At 71.4% G+C, this 20,414-nt stretch carries 22 protein-coding genes; 8 read left to right on the forward strand and 14 right to left on the reverse strand.

Features of this window, described 5'->3' with window-relative positions; all coding sequences use genetic code 11:
* Positions 1–28: 28 nt before the first annotated feature.
* From FJQ56_RS07585 to FJQ56_RS22055, 3 genes are all read right to left on the reverse strand, one after another.
* Positions 29–613 (reverse strand): GNAT family N-acetyltransferase, encoded by a 585-nt coding sequence (locus tag FJQ56_RS07585; RefSeq protein ID WP_246084027.1) that lies wholly within the window; start codon positions 611–613, stop codon positions 29–31.
* A 50-nt stretch (positions 614–663) separates the two neighbouring features.
* Positions 664–909 (reverse strand): hypothetical protein, encoded by a 246-nt coding sequence (locus FJQ56_RS07590; RefSeq protein ID WP_140008603.1) that lies wholly within the window; start codon positions 907–909, stop codon positions 664–666.
* 346 nt (positions 910–1,255) lie between these two features.
* Positions 1,256–2,644 (reverse strand): HNH endonuclease signature motif containing protein, encoded by a 1,389-nt coding sequence (locus FJQ56_RS22055; protein ID WP_170215307.1) that lies wholly within the window; start codon positions 2,642–2,644, stop codon positions 1,256–1,258.
* Between the two features lie 156 nt (positions 2,645–2,800).
* On the opposite strand from FJQ56_RS22055, the gene FJQ56_RS07600 reads away from it, so the two are divergent.
* Complete coding sequence (locus FJQ56_RS07600) at positions 2,801–3,397, forward strand: dihydrofolate reductase family protein (protein ID WP_140008605.1); 597 nt, start codon at positions 2,801–2,803, stop codon at positions 3,395–3,397.
* Between the two features lie 17 nt (positions 3,398–3,414).
* On the opposite strand, the gene FJQ56_RS07605 is transcribed toward FJQ56_RS07600, so the two are convergent.
* From FJQ56_RS07605 to dnaK, 5 genes are read right to left on the reverse strand one after another with little or no spacing between them, the layout of a single operon-like run.
* Positions 3,415–4,899 carry a glutamine synthetase beta-grasp domain-containing protein gene (locus FJQ56_RS07605; RefSeq protein ID WP_140008607.1) on the reverse strand — a complete coding sequence of 495 codons (1,485 nt, stop codon included), beginning with the start codon at positions 4,897–4,899 and terminating at the stop codon, positions 3,415–3,417.
* 42 nt (positions 4,900–4,941) lie between these two features.
* Entirely contained in the window at positions 4,942–5,367 is a 426-nt protein-coding gene (locus FJQ56_RS07610) for a heat shock protein transcriptional repressor HspR (protein WP_140008608.1), read from the reverse strand.
* Complete coding sequence (gene dnaJ, locus FJQ56_RS07615) at positions 5,364–6,536, reverse strand: molecular chaperone DnaJ (protein ID WP_140008610.1); 1,173 nt, start codon at positions 6,534–6,536, stop codon at positions 5,364–5,366. Before dnaJ ends, FJQ56_RS07610 begins: the two co-directional genes overlap by 4 nt.
* 25 nt (positions 6,537–6,561) lie before the next feature.
* Complete coding sequence (gene grpE, locus FJQ56_RS07620; protein ID WP_246084028.1) at positions 6,562–7,140, reverse strand: nucleotide exchange factor GrpE; 579 nt, start codon at positions 7,138–7,140, stop codon at positions 6,562–6,564.
* Positions 7,137–9,002, reverse strand: coding sequence for a molecular chaperone DnaK (gene dnaK / locus FJQ56_RS07625; RefSeq protein WP_140008612.1), 1,866 nt, complete (start codon positions 9,000–9,002; stop codon positions 7,137–7,139). The genes grpE and dnaK overlap by 4 nt, the downstream gene beginning before the upstream one ends.
* A gap of 157 nt (positions 9,003–9,159) precedes the next feature.
* Here dnaK and FJQ56_RS07630 point away from each other — a divergent pair, with 157 nt between their 5' ends.
* On the forward strand, positions 9,160–9,858 hold the full coding sequence (locus FJQ56_RS07630; protein ID WP_246084029.1) for a GTP pyrophosphokinase: 699 nt from the start codon (positions 9,160–9,162) through the stop codon (positions 9,856–9,858).
* A 1-nt stretch (position 9,859) separates the two neighbouring features.
* Here the strand turns inward: FJQ56_RS07630 and FJQ56_RS07635 are convergent, their stop codons facing one another.
* Positions 9,860–10,744, reverse strand: coding sequence for a LysR family transcriptional regulator (locus FJQ56_RS07635; RefSeq protein ID WP_211350783.1), 885 nt, complete (start codon positions 10,742–10,744; stop codon positions 9,860–9,862).
* Between the two features lie 71 nt (positions 10,745–10,815).
* Between FJQ56_RS07635 and FJQ56_RS07640 the strand changes: the two genes are divergently transcribed.
* Entirely contained in the window at positions 10,816–11,535 is a 720-nt protein-coding gene (locus FJQ56_RS07640) for an aspartate/glutamate racemase family protein (RefSeq protein ID WP_140008614.1), read from the forward strand.
* 18 nt (positions 11,536–11,553) lie between these two features.
* On the opposite strand, the gene FJQ56_RS07645 is transcribed toward FJQ56_RS07640, so the two are convergent.
* Positions 11,554–12,294: a class I SAM-dependent methyltransferase gene (locus tag FJQ56_RS07645; protein ID WP_140008616.1), complete on the reverse strand. Its 741-nt coding sequence runs from the start codon at positions 12,292–12,294 to the stop codon at positions 11,554–11,556.
* 176 nt (positions 12,295–12,470) lie between these two features.
* Between FJQ56_RS07645 and FJQ56_RS07650 the strand changes: the two genes are divergently transcribed.
* Together FJQ56_RS07650 and FJQ56_RS07655 are read left to right on the forward strand one after the other, a co-directional pair.
* Positions 12,471–13,322 carry an aldo/keto reductase gene (locus tag FJQ56_RS07650; protein ID WP_140008618.1) on the forward strand — a complete coding sequence of 284 codons (852 nt, stop codon included), beginning with the start codon at positions 12,471–12,473 and terminating at the stop codon, positions 13,320–13,322.
* A 307-nt stretch (positions 13,323–13,629) separates the two neighbouring features.
* Positions 13,630–15,258 carry a hypothetical protein gene (locus FJQ56_RS07655; protein ID WP_140008620.1) on the forward strand — a complete coding sequence of 543 codons (1,629 nt, stop codon included), beginning with the start codon at positions 13,630–13,632 and terminating at the stop codon, positions 15,256–15,258.
* A gap of 7 nt (positions 15,259–15,265) precedes the next feature.
* Here the strand turns inward: FJQ56_RS07655 and FJQ56_RS07660 are convergent, their stop codons facing one another.
* The gene (locus FJQ56_RS07660; RefSeq protein ID WP_140008622.1) at positions 15,266–15,766 is read right to left on the reverse strand and encodes a MarR family winged helix-turn-helix transcriptional regulator; all 501 of its coding nucleotides are present in this window, start codon (positions 15,764–15,766) and stop codon (positions 15,266–15,268) included.
* Positions 15,767–15,805: 39 nt separating this feature from the next.
* On the opposite strand from FJQ56_RS07660, the gene FJQ56_RS07665 reads away from it, so the two are divergent.
* Together FJQ56_RS07665 and FJQ56_RS07670 are read left to right on the forward strand one after the other, a co-directional pair.
* Positions 15,806–16,762: an EamA family transporter gene (locus tag FJQ56_RS07665; RefSeq protein WP_140008624.1), complete on the forward strand. Its 957-nt coding sequence runs from the start codon at positions 15,806–15,808 to the stop codon at positions 16,760–16,762.
* Positions 16,726–17,925, forward strand: coding sequence for an MFS transporter (locus tag FJQ56_RS07670; protein WP_246084030.1), 1,200 nt, complete (start codon positions 16,726–16,728; stop codon positions 17,923–17,925). The genes FJQ56_RS07665 and FJQ56_RS07670 overlap by 37 nt, the downstream gene beginning before the upstream one ends.
* On the opposite strand, the gene FJQ56_RS07675 is transcribed toward FJQ56_RS07670, so the two are convergent.
* From FJQ56_RS07675 to FJQ56_RS07685, 3 genes are all read right to left on the reverse strand, one after another.
* Positions 17,912–18,493 (reverse strand): hypothetical protein, encoded by a 582-nt coding sequence (locus FJQ56_RS07675; RefSeq protein ID WP_140008626.1) that lies wholly within the window; start codon positions 18,491–18,493, stop codon positions 17,912–17,914. The genes FJQ56_RS07670 and FJQ56_RS07675 overlap by 14 nt on opposite strands.
* A gap of 61 nt (positions 18,494–18,554) precedes the next feature.
* Positions 18,555–19,055 carry a nitroreductase family deazaflavin-dependent oxidoreductase gene (locus tag FJQ56_RS07680; RefSeq protein WP_246084031.1) on the reverse strand — a complete coding sequence of 167 codons (501 nt, stop codon included), beginning with the start codon at positions 19,053–19,055 and terminating at the stop codon, positions 18,555–18,557.
* The gene (locus FJQ56_RS07685; RefSeq protein ID WP_140008628.1) at positions 19,056–19,484 is read right to left on the reverse strand and encodes a nuclear transport factor 2 family protein; all 429 of its coding nucleotides are present in this window, start codon (positions 19,482–19,484) and stop codon (positions 19,056–19,058) included.
* Between the two features lie 56 nt (positions 19,485–19,540).
* On the opposite strand from FJQ56_RS07685, the gene FJQ56_RS07690 reads away from it, so the two are divergent.
* Complete coding sequence (locus FJQ56_RS07690) at positions 19,541–20,413, forward strand: TIGR03619 family F420-dependent LLM class oxidoreductase (RefSeq protein ID WP_140008630.1); 873 nt, start codon at positions 19,541–19,543, stop codon at positions 20,411–20,413.
* The last annotated feature ends 1 nt before the right edge of the window (position 20,414 follow it).

Consider the following 20,414-nt stretch of genomic DNA (forward strand, 5'->3'; position numbering starts at 1 on the left):
GTTCGTCGTCATCGCTGGGGGGCCTTGATCACCGGGCACCCAGCGGAGCCGGTGGGGTCGGTCGAGAGCGACGCCACTCGCGCTCGAGCAGCCCGTAGACCCACGAGTCCGACACCACGCCGTCGACGACGCAGTCCTCGCGCAGCGTGCCCTCGAGCACGAACCCGAGCTTCTCCAGCACGCGGGCCGACGGCACGTTGCGGGTGTCGGCCTCGGCCTGGACCCGGTTGAGGTCGAGCGTCGCGTAGGCCCAGGTGAGCAGGGCTCGCGCGGCCTCGGTCGCGTAGCCGTGACCCCACGCCGCCTCGGTGAGGCAGTAGGTCAGCGAGGCGCTGCGGAAGGCCGGGTTCCAGCCGGAGATGCCGCACCAGCCCAGGAAGGCTCCGTCGGCCCCGCGCTCGACGACCAGCCGCGCCCCGCTGCCGTCGACGGCCAGCTGACGGCTGGTGGCGAGGAACCGGTCGGTCCGGGCGGAATCGGTCCAGGGTGGTGAGTCCCAGTAACGGAGCACGACGGCGTTGCTCTGCAGCGCGAAGAGCGCGTCAGCATCGGTGTCCTCGAACGGCCGGAGCCGGAGGCGGTCGGTGGTGAGCGTCGGGGTGGTCAGGGACACGCTCGCGATCGTGCCTCATCGGCCGCCGTCCGGCCCGTCCGCCGTGGTGACTAGATCGTGAGGAGCAGCGGGTCCCACCCGTTGTCGATGGTGCCGACGGGCCAGAGCCGGAGGGCGAGCCGCCCGTCGGCGTCCGGCGTACCGGTGAGAGGGCCGGCCACCTGACGTCCGACGTTGCGGTCCGTGACCGTCAGGGTCACCTCGCGGCCCGGGGCCCAGCCGGTCAGGATGGCCGTTCGCTTGTCCTCCGACAGGGTGATGGCAGGGTCGTAGCCCGCGACGCCGGTGACGACCACCTCGACGAAGTAGGTGCCTTCGCTCCGCCACTTCGCGTCGGTGACCTCGACGCGGTAGACGCCTTCGGCGAGTTCTCTGCGCCCTCGGGATAGGGCTCCGTGGCGGGAACGAGGGTCACGTGGATGTCGCCGTCCGGGTTGAGGACCTCACCCGTGATCGGCTGGCCCGGGGCCACGACGCGGTGGTCGCCCGTGGCTCCGAGAGCGGTGTCGCCGAAGGAGGTGAGACAGCTCGCGAGGGCGACCAAGCAGATGATCACGGCCATGGAGGAGGTCACGTCACGAGGAATCGCAGCACGGGCCGCACGATAGGTACGACATCGGTCAACGGGATGAGCCCGACTACTCAGTCCGGCTCCGGCTGAGCGGCCGGCAGCGCACTCGGTGCGGTCGCCTCCCGTTGTCGGTCGACGACGGACGTGCCGGCGTGGTCGCGCAGGTAGTGGAACCCGTGGGGGTCGGTCCACAGGAAGAGTCGGGTGTCGAGGCGCCGGTAGGTCCAGGCGGTGTGGGTTTTCAGTCGGTGGTGATGTCGGCACAGGGGGGCGAGGTTGTGCGAGCAGGTCGCCCCGCCTTGGCCGGGTTCGGTCGACCAGGCGTCGATGTGGTCGCAGTCGCAGCGTCGCGAGGGGCGGGTGCACCAGGGGAACACACAGGTGGGATGCAGGAGCTGGGTCTGCTCACGTAGCCGGGTGGGGATGGCGTAGGACTCGGTGTGGAGGTCCTCGGCGAGGTCGAGGACGGGCTTGACCACGACGTGGGTGTCGGTGCGGGCCAGCCAGTCGCGGACCTGCTGGGCGAGCATGGCGTGGCGGGTGGTGTCGTTGAGGGCGACGGGGTCCAGGCCGAGCAGTCCGAGGTCGGTCAGGTGGAGGAAGAGCACGGCCTGCTTGGACGGTGTGGGCGCCTCGGCACCGTTGAGCAGGGCGAGGGCTTGGGCGGGGTCGGCCAGGACACCTAGGGCGCGGGCGCGGCGTACGTCGAGGTCGGTGTCGTCGCCGGCGGCCTTGAGGGCTGCAGCGACGTGGGTGAGGGTCTGGTGGAGGTCGTGGAGGTCCTTCCAGTCCCCGCGGGCGAACAGCTCGGCGGTGCCGTCGGGTTGGGCGTCACTGTGGAAGCGGACCTCGTGGGACTCGGTGGCGCAGGCTTGGTCGGCTTCGCGGGCCTCGGCGTGCAGCAGCATCATCGCCTGGTCCACCACGTGGTCGAGAGTGACGGTGCCGATGGTGCCGACCACGGGGGCGATCTGGTCATCGACGTAGGCCACCACGTCGGCCGGTGCGGCCAGGACGGCATCGGCGACCCGACGGGCCCGCCAGGCGGGGACCTCACCACCGGTGACACGCGCCCAGGTCCTGGGCAGACGGTGGTGCAGGATCAACGCGTCACGGATCAGGCGTTTGCCCGAGGCGGTGGACATCTTGTTGGCCGCAGCGAACGCCGCGGGGGCATCCCAGGCCACCGGCGGGATGCCGCACCACTCCACCAGATCCTCGCTGGCGGGGTCGGCGGGGTCCAACGCCATCGCGGTCCCGTCGACCTCGGCGTAGGGCACCCCGGTCGCGGTGGTGATCTGCCACCCCTCACCACCCTCGAGGACGGGGTGGGCGTGAGCCCACTCCACGGCCAGCTCCATGATCCGGGCTTCGGCGGCCTCGGCCGCAGCGCGGGCACGGCGGACCTCGTCGAGCAGCAACGCCGGGGTCACGGCGGTGTCGGCGAGGGCGGCGGGCATGCCCCTAGGATACTAGAACACATGTTCGAATGAAAGCCCTGACGGCATCCTGTGCACAGACTCGGACGAGCTCCTCAAGGCTGGCCGCTGGGGCCGAAGCTCGACCTCCGGGCGGAGGAGAGATGAGTCCGTGCGGCCGCCCCGGTCGACACGCGCATGACTGCGACCTACACCTTCGACATCTTCTCCAGCATCGACGGCTTCGCCTCCTACGACGCCCCGGGCGACTGGGGCGGCTACTGGGGCAAGCAGGGCCCGGAGCTGCTCGCCCATCGGCTCGCGGCGTACGACGGCGAGCAGCGGATGGTCTTCGGCGCCCACACCTACCGCGCGTTCGCGCGGATGCTGGCAGCGAGCAGCGAGGGCGACGACGTGCGCGACCCGTGGGTGGACCGGATGCGGAGCCTGCCGACGTACGTCGTCTCCTCGACCCTGGCGGACCCCCTCGACTGGCCGGACGCGACCGTCGTCAGCGGGGACCCGGTCGAGACCGTGGCGAGGCTCAAGGCAGAGTCCGACGTGCCGTTGCGGTCGCACGGCAGCCTGACCCTCAACCGCGCGTTGCTGGCCGCCGGACTGGTCGACCGCGTGCAGCTGACGCTGTTCCCGGTGATCTCGGGCCAGACGGGGGCCGAGCCGATCTTCGCCGGCGCGGGAGACTTCGACCTGGAGCTGCTCGAGAGCCACGCCCTGGACTCCGACACCCTCGAGCTCGTCTACCGGCCGAGCCTGCGCACGTGGGACACCCCCTAGCCACGCGTGCCGCGGGCTCAGCCCACGTGCCAGTAGCGGCGGACGAGGTCGGAGCGCGCCTCCTCGTCCTTGGCCACCTTCTTCATCAGCTTGGCCCCGCCCGCGGCGCGCAGCTCCTCGAGCACCTGGTCGACGAGCGAGGCCGGGAAGACCCCGTCGGCCTCGAAGACCTTCCGCTGCTTCTCCAGCTCGTCGGCCGACTCCTCGCACGACGTCGGCAGCTGCTCGAAGCGGCGGTGGGCGTCGGTGCCGAGGCGCTCGGCCTTCTCGAGCGCGTCGGGGTCGGCCAGGCCGACACGGGCCGCGACGGCCATCCCGGCGAGGAGCAGGTGGACGTCGGCCGACCCGTCGCCCAGACGCAGCTCGATCGTCTGCGGGTGTACGGCGGGCTCGTGGCTCGGCACGTCGCTCTCGGGGGTGCCGGGGTTGGCATGGGCGATCATGTCGGGCAGCACGTCACCGGTCCAGGCGAGCGGCACGCGGACCAGGCCGGTGCGGTCGGTCTCGCCCCAGCTGATCCCCTCCGGCGACTCGTCGCCGTCGGTGAACCGCAGGTAGGACGTCGGGACCGTGTTGCCGAAGGCCGTCAGGGCCTTGGCATGGGTCAGGTAGCCGGCGATCAGCCGGCGGCCGGTGTCGTTGAGGCCGTCGTCGACGATCGCGCTGGCGTCGTCGCGCACCAGCCGGCTGTGCACGTGCAGCCCGCTGCCGGCCCCGTCGGGGCTCACCGACGGGGCGAAGGTCACCTCGAGGCCGTGGGAGGCGGCGACCTCGCGCACGACCCACTTGGCGAGCACGAGCGCGTCCGCGGCCTGCTCCACCGGCACGGGCCAGAGCTCGATCTCGTGCTGCACCAGCTGCCGGTGCTCCTCGAGGATGTTGCCGACCTCGCCGTGCGCGTACTTCAGGCGGACGCCCATGGAGGAGAGGTGACCGAGGACCTGCTCGCGGACCCGCTGCCCCTTGGAGAACGGCGCCGACTCCTGGTAGCCGCGCTCCTCCTCGACGGGGAAGACCCGGTCGGGCTCGCCGACCAGGTAGTACTCCAGCTCGCCGAACGCCTCGAGCACGAGACCGGTCTCCCGCACGAGCGCGTCGGCGGCGCGGCGTACGACCTGCTCGCGGGCGTAGGACAGCGGCTGGCCGTCCTGGTCGTAGAACGAGCAGAGCACGTCGAGCGACCTGCGCTCGCCGAACGGGTTGAGGAACGCCGTGCGGTGCCGCGGGACGATGTAGACGTCGCTCGCCTCGGTGGCGGCCCCCGGGAAGATGCTGGAGCCGTCGACCCGCTCGCCCCGGGCCAGGACCCCGACCAGGTGCTCGCGCGAGGTGATCGGGAACGCGATCGTCTTGAGCCGACCGTCGCCGCCGACGTAGCGCAGGTTGACCTGCTCGAGCCCCAGCTCCTCGACCGCGCGGACGAGGTCGTCGACCGTGAACGTGTGCGCCGGCTTGTCGAGCAGGCGGACGAGCGGGTGGGGTTCGAGGACGTCGGTAGCCATGCCCAGTTGTAGCAGGGCCTCACCAACCCGGGTCTTGTGGACTCAGCGCCCGCGTCGCCACACGACCAGCGCCTGGCTGGCGGTGGGGTCGCGCAGGGCGGGCAGTCGTGAGGGCGGCCCCTCGGCGGCCCGGGCCGTCATGGCTTGACGCAACGCGTCGCGCGTGGCGGCGAGCTCGTGCTGCAGCTCGTCGTTGCGGGCCCGGAGGGCCAGGACCTGGTGCTCGAGCTCGAGGATGCGGCGGACGCCCTCGATGCCGATGCCGGAGGAGGTGAGCTCGGCGATCGAGCGCAGCAGCTCGAGGTCGTGGTGGCTGTAGCGACGACCGCCCCCGCCGGTGCGGCCCGGGGTGATCAGGCCCATCCGCTCGTAGGTGCGCAGGGTCTGCGGGTGCAGCCCGGTCAGCTGGGCGGCGACGCTGATGACGTAGATCGGCGCGTCGGGGGGCGGCGTCGTCGGGTTGTTCACCTGGCGTCCTCGAACAGCCCCGCTCGCAGCGGCTTGCCGGCGGTGGCCTCGCGGTAGGCCTCGACGGCCTCCCGCGCAGCCTGGTCGAGCACCGCCGGCACGTGCACCTGCACGGTGGCGAGCAGGTCGCCGCGGGTGCCGTCGGCCTTGGTGGCGCCGCGCCCCCGCACCCGGAAGGTCCGCCCGTTGGGGGTGCCGGCCGGGATGCGCAACGTGACCGGGGCGCCGTTGAGGGTGGGGACCTTGATCTCGGCGCCCAGGGCGACCTCGTCGAACGAGACGGGTACGTCGAGGGTCAGGTTGTCGCCGGACCGCGCGAACACGCGGTGGGGCGAGACCTTGACCACGACGAACAGGTCGCCGGCCGGGCCGCCGTTGTCGCCGGCCTGGCCCTTGCCTCGCAGCCGGATGCGCTGGCCGTCCTTGACGCCCGCGGGGATGCGGGCCTGGATGGTGCGTGCGGAGGTGCCGCGCCCGCTGCCGTGGCAGGTCGGGCACTTGTCGTCGTAGACGAGCTGGCGGCCGCCGCAGCCGGGGCAGGTCTCGTTGATCGAGAACGCCCCGCCGACCCCGGCGACGACGTAGCCGGCGCCGTCGCACTCGGGACAGATGTGCGGCTTGGTGCCGGGCTTGCCGCCGGTGCCGGAGCAGGTCGGGCACGGCGCGTCGGACGAGAGCCGCAGCGAGATGGTGACGCCCTCGAGGGCATCGACGAACGAGATCGTCGCGCTGGTCTCGACGTCGCCGCCCTTGGCGGGCCGCCGCGGCTGCTGGGTACGCCGGGCGCCCGCGCCGCCGAAGAGGTCGCCGAACATGTCGCCGAGCCCACCGCTGCCGCCGGCCCCGCGGGCCCGGTCGCCGAACAGGTCGTTGAACCCGCCGCCACCGCCCCCGCCGAAGCCGGAGGGCGCGCCGGAGCCGTAGAGCCGGCGCATCTCGTCGTACTTGGCCCGCTTGGCGGTGTCGCCGACGACGTCGTAGGCCTCGGCGACCGCCTTGAACTTCTCGAGGCGCTCGTCGTCACCGGGGTGGGTGTCGGGATGGTTGTCGCGCGCCAGCCGCTTGTAGGCCTTCTTGACGTCGGCCGCGGGGGCGTCCTTGCCCACGCCGAGCACGGCGTAGAAGTCCTTCTGGGCCCACTCGGGCTTGAAGCCGTCGTTGTCAGCCATCCCTCCTCCTCTCCTGGGTCTGCTGCTACTCGGGGTCGACGACGAGGACCTGCGCGGCGCGCACGACCCGGTCGCCGATCTTGTAGCCGGCCTTGGCGATCACCTTGACCGTGGTCACCGTGACCTCGGGGTCGGGCCCGAGGTGGCTCAGGGCCTCGTGGACCGTCGGGTCGAACGCGTCGCCCGCCGCGCCGAACTTGACCAGGCCGGCCGTCGCGACGACCCGCTCGAGCTGGTCGGCGACCGACTTGAACCCGGGGTCGAGCTCTCCGTGCTCCTTGGCGCGGTCGATGTTGTCGAGCACCTCGGTGATCGGGGCGAGCGCGGTGAACTTCGCGTTCTGGACCACGAGCTCGCGGTCGCGCTCGACCCGCCGCTTGTAGTTGAGGTACTCGGCCTGCAGACGCTGCAGGTCGGCGAGCCGCTCCTCGGCGAGGCGCTCGGCCACGACGAGACGGTCGCCCGGGGACTCGGCCACCTCGGGCTCGGCGGCAGGCTCGAGCGGGGCCTCGACCTCGGTCTCGTTGGCCATCTCCCCGTCGGGGAAGGGCGTCTGCTCGACGCCCTCCCCCTCCGGCGTGACGTCTTCGGGACGCTCGGTCACTTGTCGTCCGCAGGCTTCTCGTCGTCGACGACCTCGGCGTCGACCACGTCAGCGTCGACGATGTCGTCGTCGCCCTCGCCCGTGGCGCCGGTGGAGCCACCCGCGGCGGCCTGGTCGGCCTCGGCGGCGGCGTACATGGCGGCACCCATCTTCTGCGAGGACTCGTTGAGCTTGCTGATGCCGGCGGTGATCGTCTCGGACGACGCCTCCGCGTCCTCGAGGGTGGCCTTGAGGGCGTCGAGGTCGGCCTGCACCTCGGTGGTGACGTCCTCGGGGATCTTGTCGCCGTTGTCGGCCAGGAACTTCTCGGTCGTGTAGACGAGCTGGTCGCCCTGGTTGCGGGTCTCGACGGCCTCGCGGCGCTTGGCATCGTCCTCGGCGTACTGCTCGGCCTCCTTGACCATCCGGTCGATGTCGTCCTTGGACAGCGCGGAGCCGCCCGAGATCGTCATCGACTGCTCCTTGCCGGAGCCCTGGTCCTTGGCGGTGACGTGCACGATGCCGTTGGCGTCGATGTCGAAGGTGACCTCGATCTTCGGTACGCCGCGCGGTGCCGGCGGCAGGCCGGTCAGCTCGAAGTTGCCGAGGGGCTGGTTGTCGCGCCAGAAGGGGCGCTCGCCCTGGGCGACCTTGATCTCGACCGACGGCTGGTTGTCGTCGGCGGTCGTGAAGATCTCGGACCGCTTGGTGGGGATCGTGGTGTTGCGCTCGATGAGGTTGGTCATCGCGCCGCCCTTGGTCTCGATGCCGAGGGACAGCGGGGTGACGTCGAGGAGCAGGACGTCCTTGACCTCGCCCTTGAGCACACCGGCCTGCAGGGCCGCGCCGATGGCGACGACCTCGTCGGGGTTGACGCCCTTGTTGGCCTCCTTGCCGCCGAGCAGCTCCTTGACGACGTCGCTGACCGCGGGCATCCGGGTCGAGCCGCCGACGAGCACGACGTGGTCGATCTTGTCGACCGCGACGCCGCCGTCCTTGAGGACGTTCTTGAACGGGGTCTTGGTGCGGTCGAGCAGGTCGGCCGTCAGCTTCTGGAACTCGCTGCGGGTGAGCTTCTCCTCGAAGTGGAGCGGGCCGGACTCGCCGTGGGTGATGTAGGGCAGGTGGATCGTGGTCTCGCTCGAGGAGGACAGCTCGATCTTGGCCTTCTCGGCGGCCTCCTGCAGACGCTGCTTGGCGATCTTGTCGGCCGCCAGGTCGACGCCGTTGGCGTTCTTGAACTTGGTGACCATCCACTCGACGATCTTGTTGTCCCAGTCGTCACCACCGAGGTGGTTGTCGCCCGAGGTCGCCTTGACCTCGACGACGCCCTCGCCGATCTCGAGGAGGGACACGTCGAACGTGCCGCCACCGAGGTCGAAGACGAGGATCGTCTGGTCGTCACCCTTGTCGAGGCCGTAGGCCAGGGCGGCGGCGGTGGGCTCGTTGACGATGCGGCTCACGTTGAGGCCCGCGATCTCGCCGGCCTCCTTGGTGGCCTGGCGCTGCGAGTCGGAGAAGTACGCCGGGACGGTGATCACCGCGTCGGTGACCGTCTCGCCGAGGTAGGCCTCCGCGTCGCGCTTGAGCTTCTGCAGGATGAACGCGCTGATCTGCTGGGGGGTGAACGACTTGTCGTCGACCTGGACCTTCCAGTCCTCGCCCATGTGGCGCTTGACCGACCGGATCGTGCGGTCGACGTTGGTGACGGCCTGGCGCTTGGCGACCTCGCCGACCAGGACCTCGCCGGACTTGGCGAAGGCCACGACCGAGGGCGTGGTGCGCGCACCCTCGGCGTTGGCGATGACGGTGGGCTCGCCGCCCTCGAGGACCGAGACGACGCTGTTCGTCGTGCCGAGGTCGATGCCGACAGCTCGTGCCATGGTGGTGTTCCTCCGTGCTTGGTGGGATCAGGATCGGTGTGGTGCGGTGGTTGTGCGGTGGGGAGTCAGAGAAGTTGAGTCCCGATGGCTCAAGTCTGACACAGGGTTCAACCCCGGCCCCACCGGGGTTGTTCCCGGCACCGCCTAGGGTCGTGGCGTGACCGCAGCCGGCAGCTACGTCGACTTCTTCTCCGCCCTGGCCGGGCCCGAGGCCACCGACCGCGACCCCGACGTCGTGATGCGCGAGGTCCAGGCCCGTCTGGGCCGGTTCCGCCAGCAGTACAAGTTCGGCATGGACGAGGTGCTGACCAAGATCACGATCCTGCGCGAGGAGTTCGAGGAGACGCAGGGCTACGGCCCGATCGAGCACGTCAAGACCCGGTTGAAGACCCTCGACAGCCTGCTGGCCAAGGCGACCCGGCTCGGCGTGCCGCCCGACCTCGAGGCGATCCGCGGCACCATCCGCGACATCGCCGGCATCCGGGTGACCTGCGCCTTCGTCGACGACACCTACCGCCTGGCCGAGATGCTCACCCGACAGCCGGACCTCACGGTGCTGCAGACCAAGGACTACATCGCCTCGCCCAAGGCCAACGGCTACCAGAGCCTGCACCTGATCGTGCAGGTGCCGGTCTTCCTCTCCGACCGCACCGTGCAGGTGCCGGTCGAGGTGCAGATCCGCACCATCGCGATGGACTTCTGGGCCTCGGTCGAGCACCAGGTCTACTACAAGTACGACGGCGCGGTGCCGTCCCACCTGCGCGAGACCCTGCGCCAGGTCGCGGCGATCGCCACCGACCTCGACGACCAGATGGGGCGCCTGCGCGAGGAGGTCCGGACGCTCGGTCCGACCTGAGTCAGCCGGCGACGACTGCCAGCCGCGCGACCAGCGCGGCGGTCGCCGGTACGGCGTCGGCCCCGGGCCGGAAGGCGAGCCCGACGTGCCGGCGACCGAGCGAGGGCATCGGCACGACGCGTACGTCGGGGTGCCGGTAGGCCGCCAGCGCCGACGCCGGGAGGACCGTGACGCCCAGGCCGCGGGCGACGAGGTTCTGCACCACCACGTAGTCGTCGGTCGTGTGACGGACGGTCGGGGTGAAGCCGGCGTCCTCGCAGCAGGCCACGAGGTGGGTGCGGCAGCGGACGCAGCCGCCGATCCAGTCGGCGTCGGCGAGCGCGGCCAAGCCGCCGCGGCCGGGACCGCGCCGCCCGGGCGGGACGACCAGGTGCACCGGCTCGTCCAGCAGTCGCTGCCAGACCAGGGCGCCGAGACCGAGCGGCGGGCCGTCGTACCCGAAGACGAGCGCGAGGTCGGCGTCGCCCGCGGCCACCGCAGCCAGGGCCTCGGGCGGTTCCGCCTCGTCGAGGCCGACCTCGACGTCGGGGTGGTCGGCGGCCAGGGCCCCGATCGCGTCGGGCACCAGGGTCGCGGCGGCGGACGGGAACGCGACCAGGCGCACCCGGCCCGCGCGCAGGTGGGTCAGCGCCGCGAGCTCCTCCTCGGCGGCGTGGAGCTCGGCGGCGACGACGTCGGCGCGCCGCAGCAGGACGCTGCCGGCCTCGGTGGGCGTGACCCCGCCGGGGCCTCGCAGCAGCAGCGGGACGCCGGCCTCGCGCTCGAGACGGGCCAGGTGCTGGCTGACCGCGGGCTGGGTCCAGCCGAGCTCCCGGGCGGCCGCGCTGATCGAGCCCGCCCGGGCCACGTCGCGCAGGATGAGGAGGCGACGCGGGTCCAGAGCCATAAGCAGATGCTATGCCTCGCCCTACGAGGACGGGTCTTCCTAGGGGGCCGTCGAACGGCGATGGTGGGAGCATGAAGACCATCGGCCTCGTCGGCGGCATGTCCTGGCACTCGACCGTGACCTACTACCGGCTGATCAACGAGCAGGTCGCAGCCCGCCTCGGAGGTCACGCCTCGGCGCGGATCTCCCTGCAGTCGCTCGACTTCGCCGACGTCCGCGACTGCCAGGTCCGTGGCGACTGGGCCGGCTCGGCCGAGCTGCTCGCCGACGCCACCCGCCGCTGCGTCGCCGGCGGCGCCGACCTCGTCGGCCTGTGCACCAACCTGATGCACAAGAACTTCGCGGCCCTCGAGGGTGCCGCAGCCGAGTCCGACGTGCCCGCCGTCCACATCGCCGACGCCGTCGCCGCGGTCGCGCAGCGCCACGGCTGGACCACCCTCGGCCTGCTCGGCGCCCGCTGGGTGATGGAGGAGACGTTCTACGCCGAGCGCCTCGCCACCCACGGCATCTCCGTCGTCGTGCCCGACGCGGCCGGCCGCGAGCTCGTCGACCGTGTGGTCTTCGACGAGATCACCCAGGGCATCTTCCGCGACGAGTCGCGGGCGGCGTACGTCGACGTGATGCGCGACCTGTCCGCCCGCGGTGCCGACGCGGTCGTGCTGGCCTGCACCGAGATCGGGCTGCTCGTCGACGCCGCCGACGCACCGCTGCCGGTCATCGACTCCGCCGTCGCGCACGCCTCGCTGCTGGTCGACCTGGCCCTGGACGACGCGGCCCTCCCGGTCGGCTGACGCTCCCCCAGAGCGCGGCTACGTCTTCTCGAAGACGAGCACGAGCGCCATCCCGAGGAACTTGAGCGGCGACCGCTCGACCCGGTCGGTCACGGTGCGGATCCGGCCGCCCACGCCGGACCGGTCGAACGGCGGCATCATGTAGTCGGAGCCGACCAGGTACAGACCCTGCGCGGCGGCCTGAGCCGCCAGGCCCGATCTCGTGAACGTCCTCGCGTCGGCCATCCGACGGTGCAGCGGCGGGACCCAGGTCAGGAACGGGCCGTACTGCGGCGGACGGCGCTTGCCGCGGAAGAAGAACCCGTGGGTCTCGAACGGGAACCACGTGTTGGGCGTGGTCACGAGCAGTCGTCCGCCGGGGACGAGCACCCGGCGTACCTCGGCGAGGGTCTCCTCGACCGACGCCACGTGCTCGATGACCTCGATCATGGTGACCACGTCGAACGACGCATCAGGGAGGTCGAGGCGCTCGCCGGGCATCTGGTGGATGACCAGCTTGTCCTCGAGGGGGGTGCCGGCCACCTCGGCACGGAACATCGCGAGACGCTCCGGCTCGACGTCGACGCCCGTGACGTGGTCGAAGCGGGCAGCCAGCCGCCGGGTGTAGGTGCCGTCACCGCACCCGAGGTCGAGCAGGCGGGTGCCGCTGACGTCGGTCAGCCCGCCGAGCGCCGCGAGCCGCTTCTCGACGCCCCGGTCGCCCTTGTTGGACCGGACCGCTCCGCGCCCCAGCTCGCGCGTCTGCGGTCGACTGCTCACGGTCCTCACCTGCCTCCCCGCCACCGGCGTCGCGTGGACGCATGGTGCCCCGCCGGCCGGTGGCGCAGGCAGGCGCTCGGACGACTTCCCCAGAACTGGGGACGGCCAGCGTGTGTCCCAGGTCCCATCCCCACGGGTCTGGGAACAATCGGGGCCCGCGTGGTGTGGTCCTAGGTATGGCTACGACAGTTCCGACCCTGACCCTCAACAACGGCACGACCATCCCCCAGCTGGGATTCGGCAACTACCAGGTCCCCCCGGAGCAGACCGCCGACGTCGTCAGCAAGGCCCTCCAGGCCGGCTACCGACACATCGACACCGCGCAGATGTACGGCAACGAGCAGGAGACCGGCGTCGCGATCGCCGCGTCCGGCATCCCGCGCGACGAGCTCTTCGTCACCAGCAAGCTCAACAACGGCTTCCACCGGCCGGAGGACGCCAAGCGCGAGTTCGGCGAGACCCTGGCCAAGCTCGGCCTCGACCACATCGACCTGTTCCTCATCCACTGGCCCCTGCCGACCCTGTACGACGGCGACTACGTCTCGACGTGGCGCACGCTGACCGAGTTCGTCACCGAGGGCCGCGCCCGCGCGGTCGGCGTCTCCAACTTCCAGCCGGCCCACCTCGACCGGATCGTGGCCGAGACCGGCGTCGTCCCGGCCGTCAACCAGATCGAGGCGCACCCCTTCTTCCTCAACGACGAGGCCCGCGCCGCGACCCACCGCCACGGCGCGCTGGTCGAGGCCTGGTCGCCGATCGCGCAGGGCGCGGTGCTCGACGACGCGACCATCGCCGAGGTCGCCTCGGCCCACGACAAGACGCCGTCGCAGGTGACCCTGCGCTGGCACGTGCAGCGCGGCGACATCATCTTCCCCAAGACGACGTCGCCCGAGCGGATGGCCGAGAACTTCGGCATCTTCGACTTCGAGCTCACCGACGCCGAGGTCGCCTCGATCAGCGGCCTCGACAAGGGCGAGGAGGGTCGCACCGGCCCCAACCCCGACGCGTTCGACTACGTGCCCGGCTGAGGTTCGACACGAGCCCAGGTGACAACTCGGCCAACTCGCAGACGCCTAGCGTCGAGGGGTGCTTTCATACGGGGTGCTCCTCAAGCCTCGGGTCCTCGGGTGTGTCTTCCTCCTGGTCTCCATCGCCTCCACCTTCCTCCCGTCGATTCCCTCGGAAGCAGCCGCGGTCGACCCCAGCGCTGCCACCGACTTCTCCGTGGTCCTGTTCAGCGAGCCCGACCAGCCCATCGGCGGTGGCGCGAAGCGTGTGTGGCGCACGGGTGCGGGTCAAGTCGAGGTCTTCGGATCAGTAGCCGAGGGTCATCTCTTGCTGCTCGCATCTGACAATCCCTCGAGGGACCGGCTCAACCTGACGTTTGGCACCGGCACGGGCGCGCCGTTGGCGCCCGGTCACTACGACAGCGGCGACGACCTGGAGGGGACTCACCCCTACATCGACATCTCAGGTCCGAATGGCTGCGGCGAGACCACCGGCTCGTTCGACGTCCATCAGGTCGCGGCCGACCTGTCGAGCCTGTGGATCTCCTACGAGCAGAGCTGCCAGGGCGGGCGATCGAAGGTGTTCGGAGAGGTCCGGGTCAACGTCCCACAGGATCCGGGCGCCGTCGTCCTGTCGAGCAGGGTCGACTGGCCGGTCAAGGAGGTGGGCCGCTCCGGGCTGACCGTACCGGTCGAGGTGGTCAACACGTCCGGCTCTGCCTACTCGACCGGCACACCCACGATCAGGGGGACCGACTTCTCGATCGTCGACAACCACTGCGGCAGGACCCTCAACCCCGGGGAGGGCTGCGACGTCCTGGTCGGTTTCCGACCCACCGCCGGCGGCCTGCGGGAGGGCGTCCTGAGGCTCGTCCTGGACGGGCGCACCCGTGCCGTGCCCCTCACCGGGCGGGGGAACGACGGTGACATGCGGTGGCAGCTCGGCAGCGAGCAGGGCGACGAGGTCGGCCAGGGGCGGGCCTACCGCTTCGGCATCGCTGACGATGTCAATGCCTACCGGTGGGACGACATCATCGAGGCGCAGGTCGGATCCGACTGGTACGCGCAGTTCCAGTCGCCCGACGGCGGCCGGCTGCTACCCGGCACGTACGCCGGAGTGGGACACACCACCAACAGACCCAGCGGCGTGGCGGGCCTCTCCGTCTCCAGCCCCTACGGCCAGTGCCTCGAGCTGACCGGATCCTTCACGGTGCACGAGGCGACGTACGACGCGGGCGGCAGCCTCACCGCTCTGCGCGTCACCTTCGACCAGACCTGCCAGGGCGCTGCGGGCGCCCTCCGCGGCGAGATCGCGTGGCGGGCGACCACGGCAGAGGACCCGAACTACCCCGTCTTCCCTCCGGGTGTCAGGCTCGTGCCGGCCCGGGCCAGCTACGTCTACGGACAGACGATGTACCTCACGGCCGTGACCACCGACGCGATCGGGCAGGGCATCACCGTCTCGGTCATCGATGGTTCCGGAACGCCGCGGATCGTGCGGAGCGGAACCGTCGGCGACGACGGCCGCTTCCGCACGACCATTCCCGCCACGCGCGACCGCCAGCTGGTCGCGACGGTCGGCGACGTGACGTCGACATCGGTCGCCGTTCCCGTGCTTTCGCGCGTGACCCAGAAAGTGAGCGGGCCCTACCGGCGTGAGGGGAGCTACCTCGCCATCCGGTCCCCACACACCCACCGGGTCACCGTCTCCGGGGCGCCGAGCGCCGCCTACGGCTGCTTCGTCTTCGAGCGCTCCAACCGGACCAGCACCGGGTGGTCGAGAACCGGGAGGAGTCAGTGCATCTCGAGCGGCACCGCTGCCCGAGCGTCCTACCCGCTTCCGCGCAACCTCCGACCAGGGGCACGCCTCCGGGTCCGCACCGCGTTCCTCACCTACTACGGCAGTCCCACCTCCAGCAACACGACCGGCTGGACCTACCTGCACGTCGTGAAGTAGCCCCACCTCAGCCGTCGAGCGTCCGCCCCCACGACTCGAGCAGCCCGGCGAGCACCGCCCTCTCCTGCGCCGTGAAGCCGGCGAGGAGACGGTGCTCGTTGGCCACGTGCCGAGGGACGAGGTCGTCGATCAAGGCCACGCCCGCCTCGGTCAACCGGACCCGTCGCGACCGGGCGTCGTCGGCGGAGACGTAGCGGTCGACGTACCCCTGGGCGATCAGCCGGTCGACGCGCTTGGTCACCGCGCCCGAGGTGATCATCGTGCTGGCGCCGAGCTCCCCCGGCGTCAGCTCGTACGGCGCCCCCGCGCGTCGCAGGGAGGCGAGCACGTCGAAGTCGCCGTCGGTGAGCCCGGCCTGCGCGAAGACCACGCGCAGCTCGGCGTCGAGCCGGTCGGCCAGCCGGTGCAGGCGGCCGATGATGCCGAGCGGCGACATGTCGAGGTCGGGACGCTCGACCCGCCACTGCTCGAGGATCCGACCGACGTGGTCCGGCTCGGGTTCATTCATGCCTGGACAATATCTTACCCGGAAGATAGTTTGTCTTCCGTGGAAGACAACCGCCTGCGGACGCTGGGGATCACCGCGATCGCCCCGCTCGCCTGGGGCACGACCTACCTGACGACCCAGGAGCTGCTGCCGCCCGACCGTCCGCTGTTCTCGGCCCTGATGAGGGCCCTGCCGGCCGGCCTGGTGCTGCTGGCCGTCTGTCGCCGCCTGCCCCGCGGCGACTGGTGGTGGCGGGCGGCGCTCCTCGGGACCTGCAACATCGGCCTGTTCTTCCCCCTCCTCTTCCTCGGCGCCTACCACCTGCCGGGCGGACTGGCCGCGACCACGCAGGCCGCCTCGCCGCTCGCGGTGATGGGGCTGGCGTTCGTCCTCCTGCGCGAGCGTGCCACCTGGACCCGGGTCGTCGCCGCGCTCGTCGGCCTGTCCGGCGTCGCCCTGCTGGTGCTGCGCTCCCCCGACGGCGTGACCGCCCTCGGCCTGGTCGGCGCGTTCGGGTCGGTGCTCGTCTCAGGGCTGGGCTTCGTGATGGTCAAGCGCTGGCCCCGCCCGGACGGCGTCTCGATGCTGACGCTCGTCTCGTGGCAGCTCGTCGTCGGCGGGCTGGTCCTGCTGCCCCTCGCCCTGGTCGTCGAGGGGGCTCCCCCGGCGATCGACCTCCCGGCCCTGGGCGGCTACCTCTGGCTCGGCACCGCCGGCACGATCCTCGCCTACTGCTGCTGGTTCCACGGGCTCAGCCGGATGCCCGCGGGCGCGGTCGCCCTGGTCGGCCTGCTCAACCCCGTCACCGGCACCGCCCTCGGCGTCGTCGTCGCCGGCGAGGCCTTCGGCTGGCCCCAGGCGCTCGGCATGGCGCTGGTCCTCGGCGGCGTCGTCGCCGGGCAGCACCGCACGCCGCCCGCTCCCACCCCAGCACCTGCCCCCACCCCGACGGACGACGCCGCCGTGACAGGCTCCACGACGTGGAGGGCGAGTTCCGGCTGCGCGACGTCGCCCTGACGGCGTACGGCCCGACGATCGTCAGCTCGACGGGCCACGGCGCCGTGATGCCGATCCTGGCGCTGCGGGCGCGCGACCTCGGCGCCGACGTGAGCACGGCCGCGGCGATCGTCGCAGCGCTCGGCATCGGCATGCTCGTCGCGTCGCTGCCGGCCAGCGCGGTGGTGGCCCGCATCGGGGAGCGTCGCGCCCTGGTCTACGCCGGGGTCCTCGACGCCGCCGCGATGCTGCTCGGCGCGGTCGCCGGGTCGGTGCTGCTGCTGGGTCTCTCGGTCGTGGTCAGCGGGATGACGTGGACGACGTTCCTGATGGCCCGGCAGGGGTTCATGATCGAGGTCGTCCCCCTCAGCCACCGCGCCCGGGCCCTGTCGACGCTCGGCGGCTCGCACCGGGTCGGCGTGTTCGTCGGGCCGCTGATCGGCGCCGCCCTCATCGCGCTCGGCGACCTGAGCACGGTGTTCGTCTTCGCCGCCGTCGCCGCCCTCGGCGCCGCCGCGCTGGCGTGGACCATGCCCGACCTCGGCTCCGAGCGACGAGACGCCGAGCGCGAGCGCGGTCACCTCGGCGTGTGGCAGGTGCTGGCCCAGCACCGGTACGTGCTGCTGACCCTGGGGGTCGTCGTCGTGGTCATCTCGGCGTCGCGCTCGGTGCGCACCGGACTGCTGCCGTTGTGGGCCGACCACGTCGGCATCTCCGCGACCACGACCTCGCTGATCTTCGCGCTCGCCGGCGCCGTCGACATCGTGTTCTTCTACCCCGGCGGCTGGCTGATGGACCACCGCGGCCGGACGGTCGTCGCGGTCCCGGTGGTGCTCTCGGTCGCCGTCGCCGCCCTGCTGCTGCCGCTGGCCACCTCGTCCTGGTCCGTCGCGGCGGTCGTCGTGCTGATCGCGATCGGCAACGGGCTCGGCTCCGGCATCGTGATGGTGCTGGGGGCCGACGCCGCCCCGGCCGACGGGAGGGCGCAGTTCCTCGGCGGGTGGCGCCTGTGCGGCGACATCGGGCTCTCGGGCGGGCCGCTCGTGGTGGGCGCCATCGCGCTGGTCGCGCCACTGGCCCTCGCCTGCGTCGTGATCGGCGTGCTCGGGCTCGCCGGCACCGCCTGGACGGCGTACTTCGTCGCGCAGGTCGACCGCGACGCGAGAGCGGCTACGAGATCGTGACGACGACCTCGTCGGAGGTCTTGTCGGAGTCGGTGTCGACCACGCGGAAGCGGTTCTCGCCGAGCTGGCCGGCCTGGATGAACGTGGAGAACTGGTCGCCGCTGACCGAGACGTTGACCGGGAAGTCGGACCAGCCGCCGTCCTTGTACTGCTGCACCTGCAGCACCGCGCCGTCACCGCCGGGGTAGGTGCCGTTGAGGTAGATCTTCTCCATGGCGCCGACCTGGGTCTGGTCGCTGGACAGCGTGATCTCGGACTTGGGTGCGGCCGGGGTGTCGGAGTAGGTCGACGACGGCAGCTCGGGCTCGGTGCCGTTCGACAGGGTGATCGGCGGGGAGGAGCCGACCTCGGAGGGCGTGGGCAGGTAGAGGGTCTCGCCGCGCTGCGTGGAGTTGGACGTCGCCTCGCCGTCGCTCGCGAGGCCGGTGGCCTTGGTCGCCAGGCTCGCGCCCACGGCGAGCACCCCACCGACGATGACCGCCACGGCGACCAGGGCCAGCACGCCCCACAGCACGGGAAGCGCGCGGTTCTCGGGCTGGTCGGGCTCGTCGGGCAGCTGGTCGCTCACGCGGCCCATTGTGGGCGACGGCGCAACCCGGGCCAAATGTCAGCCGGCGGTCGACTCCCGGTCACCGCGGTTCGAGCACCACCACGGGGATGACCCGGTCGGTCGTCGCCTGGTAGGTCTCGAAGTCGGCGTACAGCGCGACGAGGCGTGGCCACAGCGCCGTTCGCTCGTCGGGCTCGGCGACCCGGGCGCGCACCGGACGGGCCCTCTCGCCGCGCAGGTGGACCGTGGTGTCGGGGTGGGCCTGCAGGTTGCCGACCCACTGCGGGTCCTTCGGCAACCCACCCTGCGAGCCGACGACGACGAGGTCGGGGCCGTCGGCGAGGTAGAGCAGCGGCGTCGTGTACGGCGTCCCGCTCTTGCGCCCCACGTGGTCGAGCAGCAGCGTCGGCACGGGCTTGCGGAAGCCGGCCCCGATGCGCCACCTCGAACCGATCCGGCCGTTGGTGAGCCGGAAGACCTTCACCTGCCCACGCGCCATCCACTTGATGACCTTCGCGGCAGCCGGGGCGGCCAGCGCCTTCTGGCGCCTCGCACGCTGCTCGGGAGTCAGGTCGGGCACCTACAGACCACGCTTCCAGACGACCTGCTCGTGCAGCCGGCGACTGCGCCAACCGTACGGCGTCCGCACGACGTCGTGGTGGTACATGCCGCCCACCTCGACGATCCTGGTGCCACCGTGGCCGTCGTCGAGCGGCATCGGGTTGTCGAAGTAGGCGCAGACGGCGGCCTCGTCGGCGCCGTCGAACGTGATCTCGACCTGGCCGATGGTGTGCATCCGCTGGGGGAAGAACGCCGGCAGCATCTCGGCCAGCCACGGCTTGACCTCGGCGTACGGCGCGTTGATGCCGCCGGACTCGGTGTAGTCGATCTGGGCGTCGTCGGTGAAGACGGTGTCGAGCTTGTCCCAGTCGCCGGAGTCGATGGCCCGGGTGTAGCGGGTGATCACCTCGGTGATCTCCATGCGGTCGCTGATCTCCTGGAGGTCCACGGCGGCCACTCTCGCAGACCTAGCCGGAAACTGGAACACGTTCTAGTCTGTCGCCCGTGAGGTTCTCCTACGCCGAGGCGATGACCCAGGCCGGCTACTACGCACCGCTCGCGCAGGCGGCCGAGGCCGCGGGCTACACGTCGATGACGGTGGCCGACTCGCTGATCTACCCCAAGGACTCGGACTCCAAGTACCCCTACACCGACACCGGCGACCGGGAGTTCCTCGACGGCAAGGAGTTCATCGAGACCATGATCCTCTGCGCGCACCTGTTCGCGGTGACCACGACGCTGCGCCTGACGCCGTTCGTGCTCAAGCTGCCCGTGCGTCCTCCCGTGCTGGTCGCCAAGCAGGCCTCGTCGCTGGCGTTCCTGTCCGGCAACCGACTCGGTCTCGGCGTCGGCATCTCGCCGTGGCCCGAGGACTTCGCCAACCTCGGCGTCGACTGGGCCAGGCGCGGCAAGCGGATGGACGAGTGCATGGACATCCTGCGCGGCCTCACGACCGGTGAGTTCTTCTCCTACGACGGCGAGTTCTACGAGGTCGACGAGCTCAAGCAGTGCCCCGGCGCCACCGAGAGGATCCCGCTGCTGGTGGGCGGTCACGTGGACGCCGCGCTGCGCCGCGCCGTACGCAAGGGCGACGGCTGGATGCACGCCGGCGGCGACGGCGAGGAGCTCGACCGGCTGCTCGTCCGGCTCGCCGAGATCCGCGAGGAGGAGGGCGACACCCGTGACGACTTCGAGGTCCACGTGATCTCCTACGACGCCTACACCCTCGACGGGGTCAAGCGGCTGGAGGACAAGGGCGTCACCGACTGCATCGTCGGCTTCCGGGTGCCCTACATCAAGGGCCCCGACACCGAGCCGCTCGAGACCAAGATCAAGCACCTCGAGCAGTACGCCGAGAACATCATCGCGAGGGCCTGAC

Origin of the sequence: Nocardioides plantarum (assembly GCF_006346395.1) — a bacterium.
In the GTDB taxonomy this organism is placed as follows: Bacteria; Actinomycetota; Actinomycetes; order Propionibacteriales; family Nocardioidaceae; genus Nocardioides; species Nocardioides plantarum.

Coding starts and splice junctions, on each gene's coding strand:
- FJQ56_RS07600 (WP_140008605.1), top strand. CDS start 2,801: ATGACTGCGACCTACACCTTCGACATCTTCTCCAGCATCGACGGCTTC.
- FJQ56_RS07605 (WP_140008607.1), bottom strand. CDS start 4,899: ATGGCTACCGACGTCCTCGAACCCCACCCGCTCGTCCGCCTGCTCGAC.
- FJQ56_RS07660 (WP_140008622.1), bottom strand. CDS start 15,766: ATGAATGAACCCGAGCCGGACCACGTCGGTCGGATCCTCGAGCAGTGG.
- FJQ56_RS07650 (WP_140008618.1), top strand. CDS start 12,471: ATGGCTACGACAGTTCCGACCCTGACCCTCAACAACGGCACGACCATC.
- FJQ56_RS07635 (WP_211350783.1), bottom strand. CDS start 10,744: ATGGCTCTGGACCCGCGTCGCCTCCTCATCCTGCGCGACGTGGCCCGG.
- FJQ56_RS07640 (WP_140008614.1), top strand. CDS start 10,816: ATGAAGACCATCGGCCTCGTCGGCGGCATGTCCTGGCACTCGACCGTG.
- dnaJ (WP_140008610.1), bottom strand. CDS start 6,536: ATGGCTGACAACGACGGCTTCAAGCCCGAGTGGGCCCAGAAGGACTTC.
- FJQ56_RS22055 (WP_170215307.1), bottom strand. CDS start 2,644: ATGCCCGCCGCCCTCGCCGACACCGCCGTGACCCCGGCGTTGCTGCTC.
- dnaK (WP_140008612.1), bottom strand. CDS start 9,002: ATGGCACGAGCTGTCGGCATCGACCTCGGCACGACGAACAGCGTCGTC.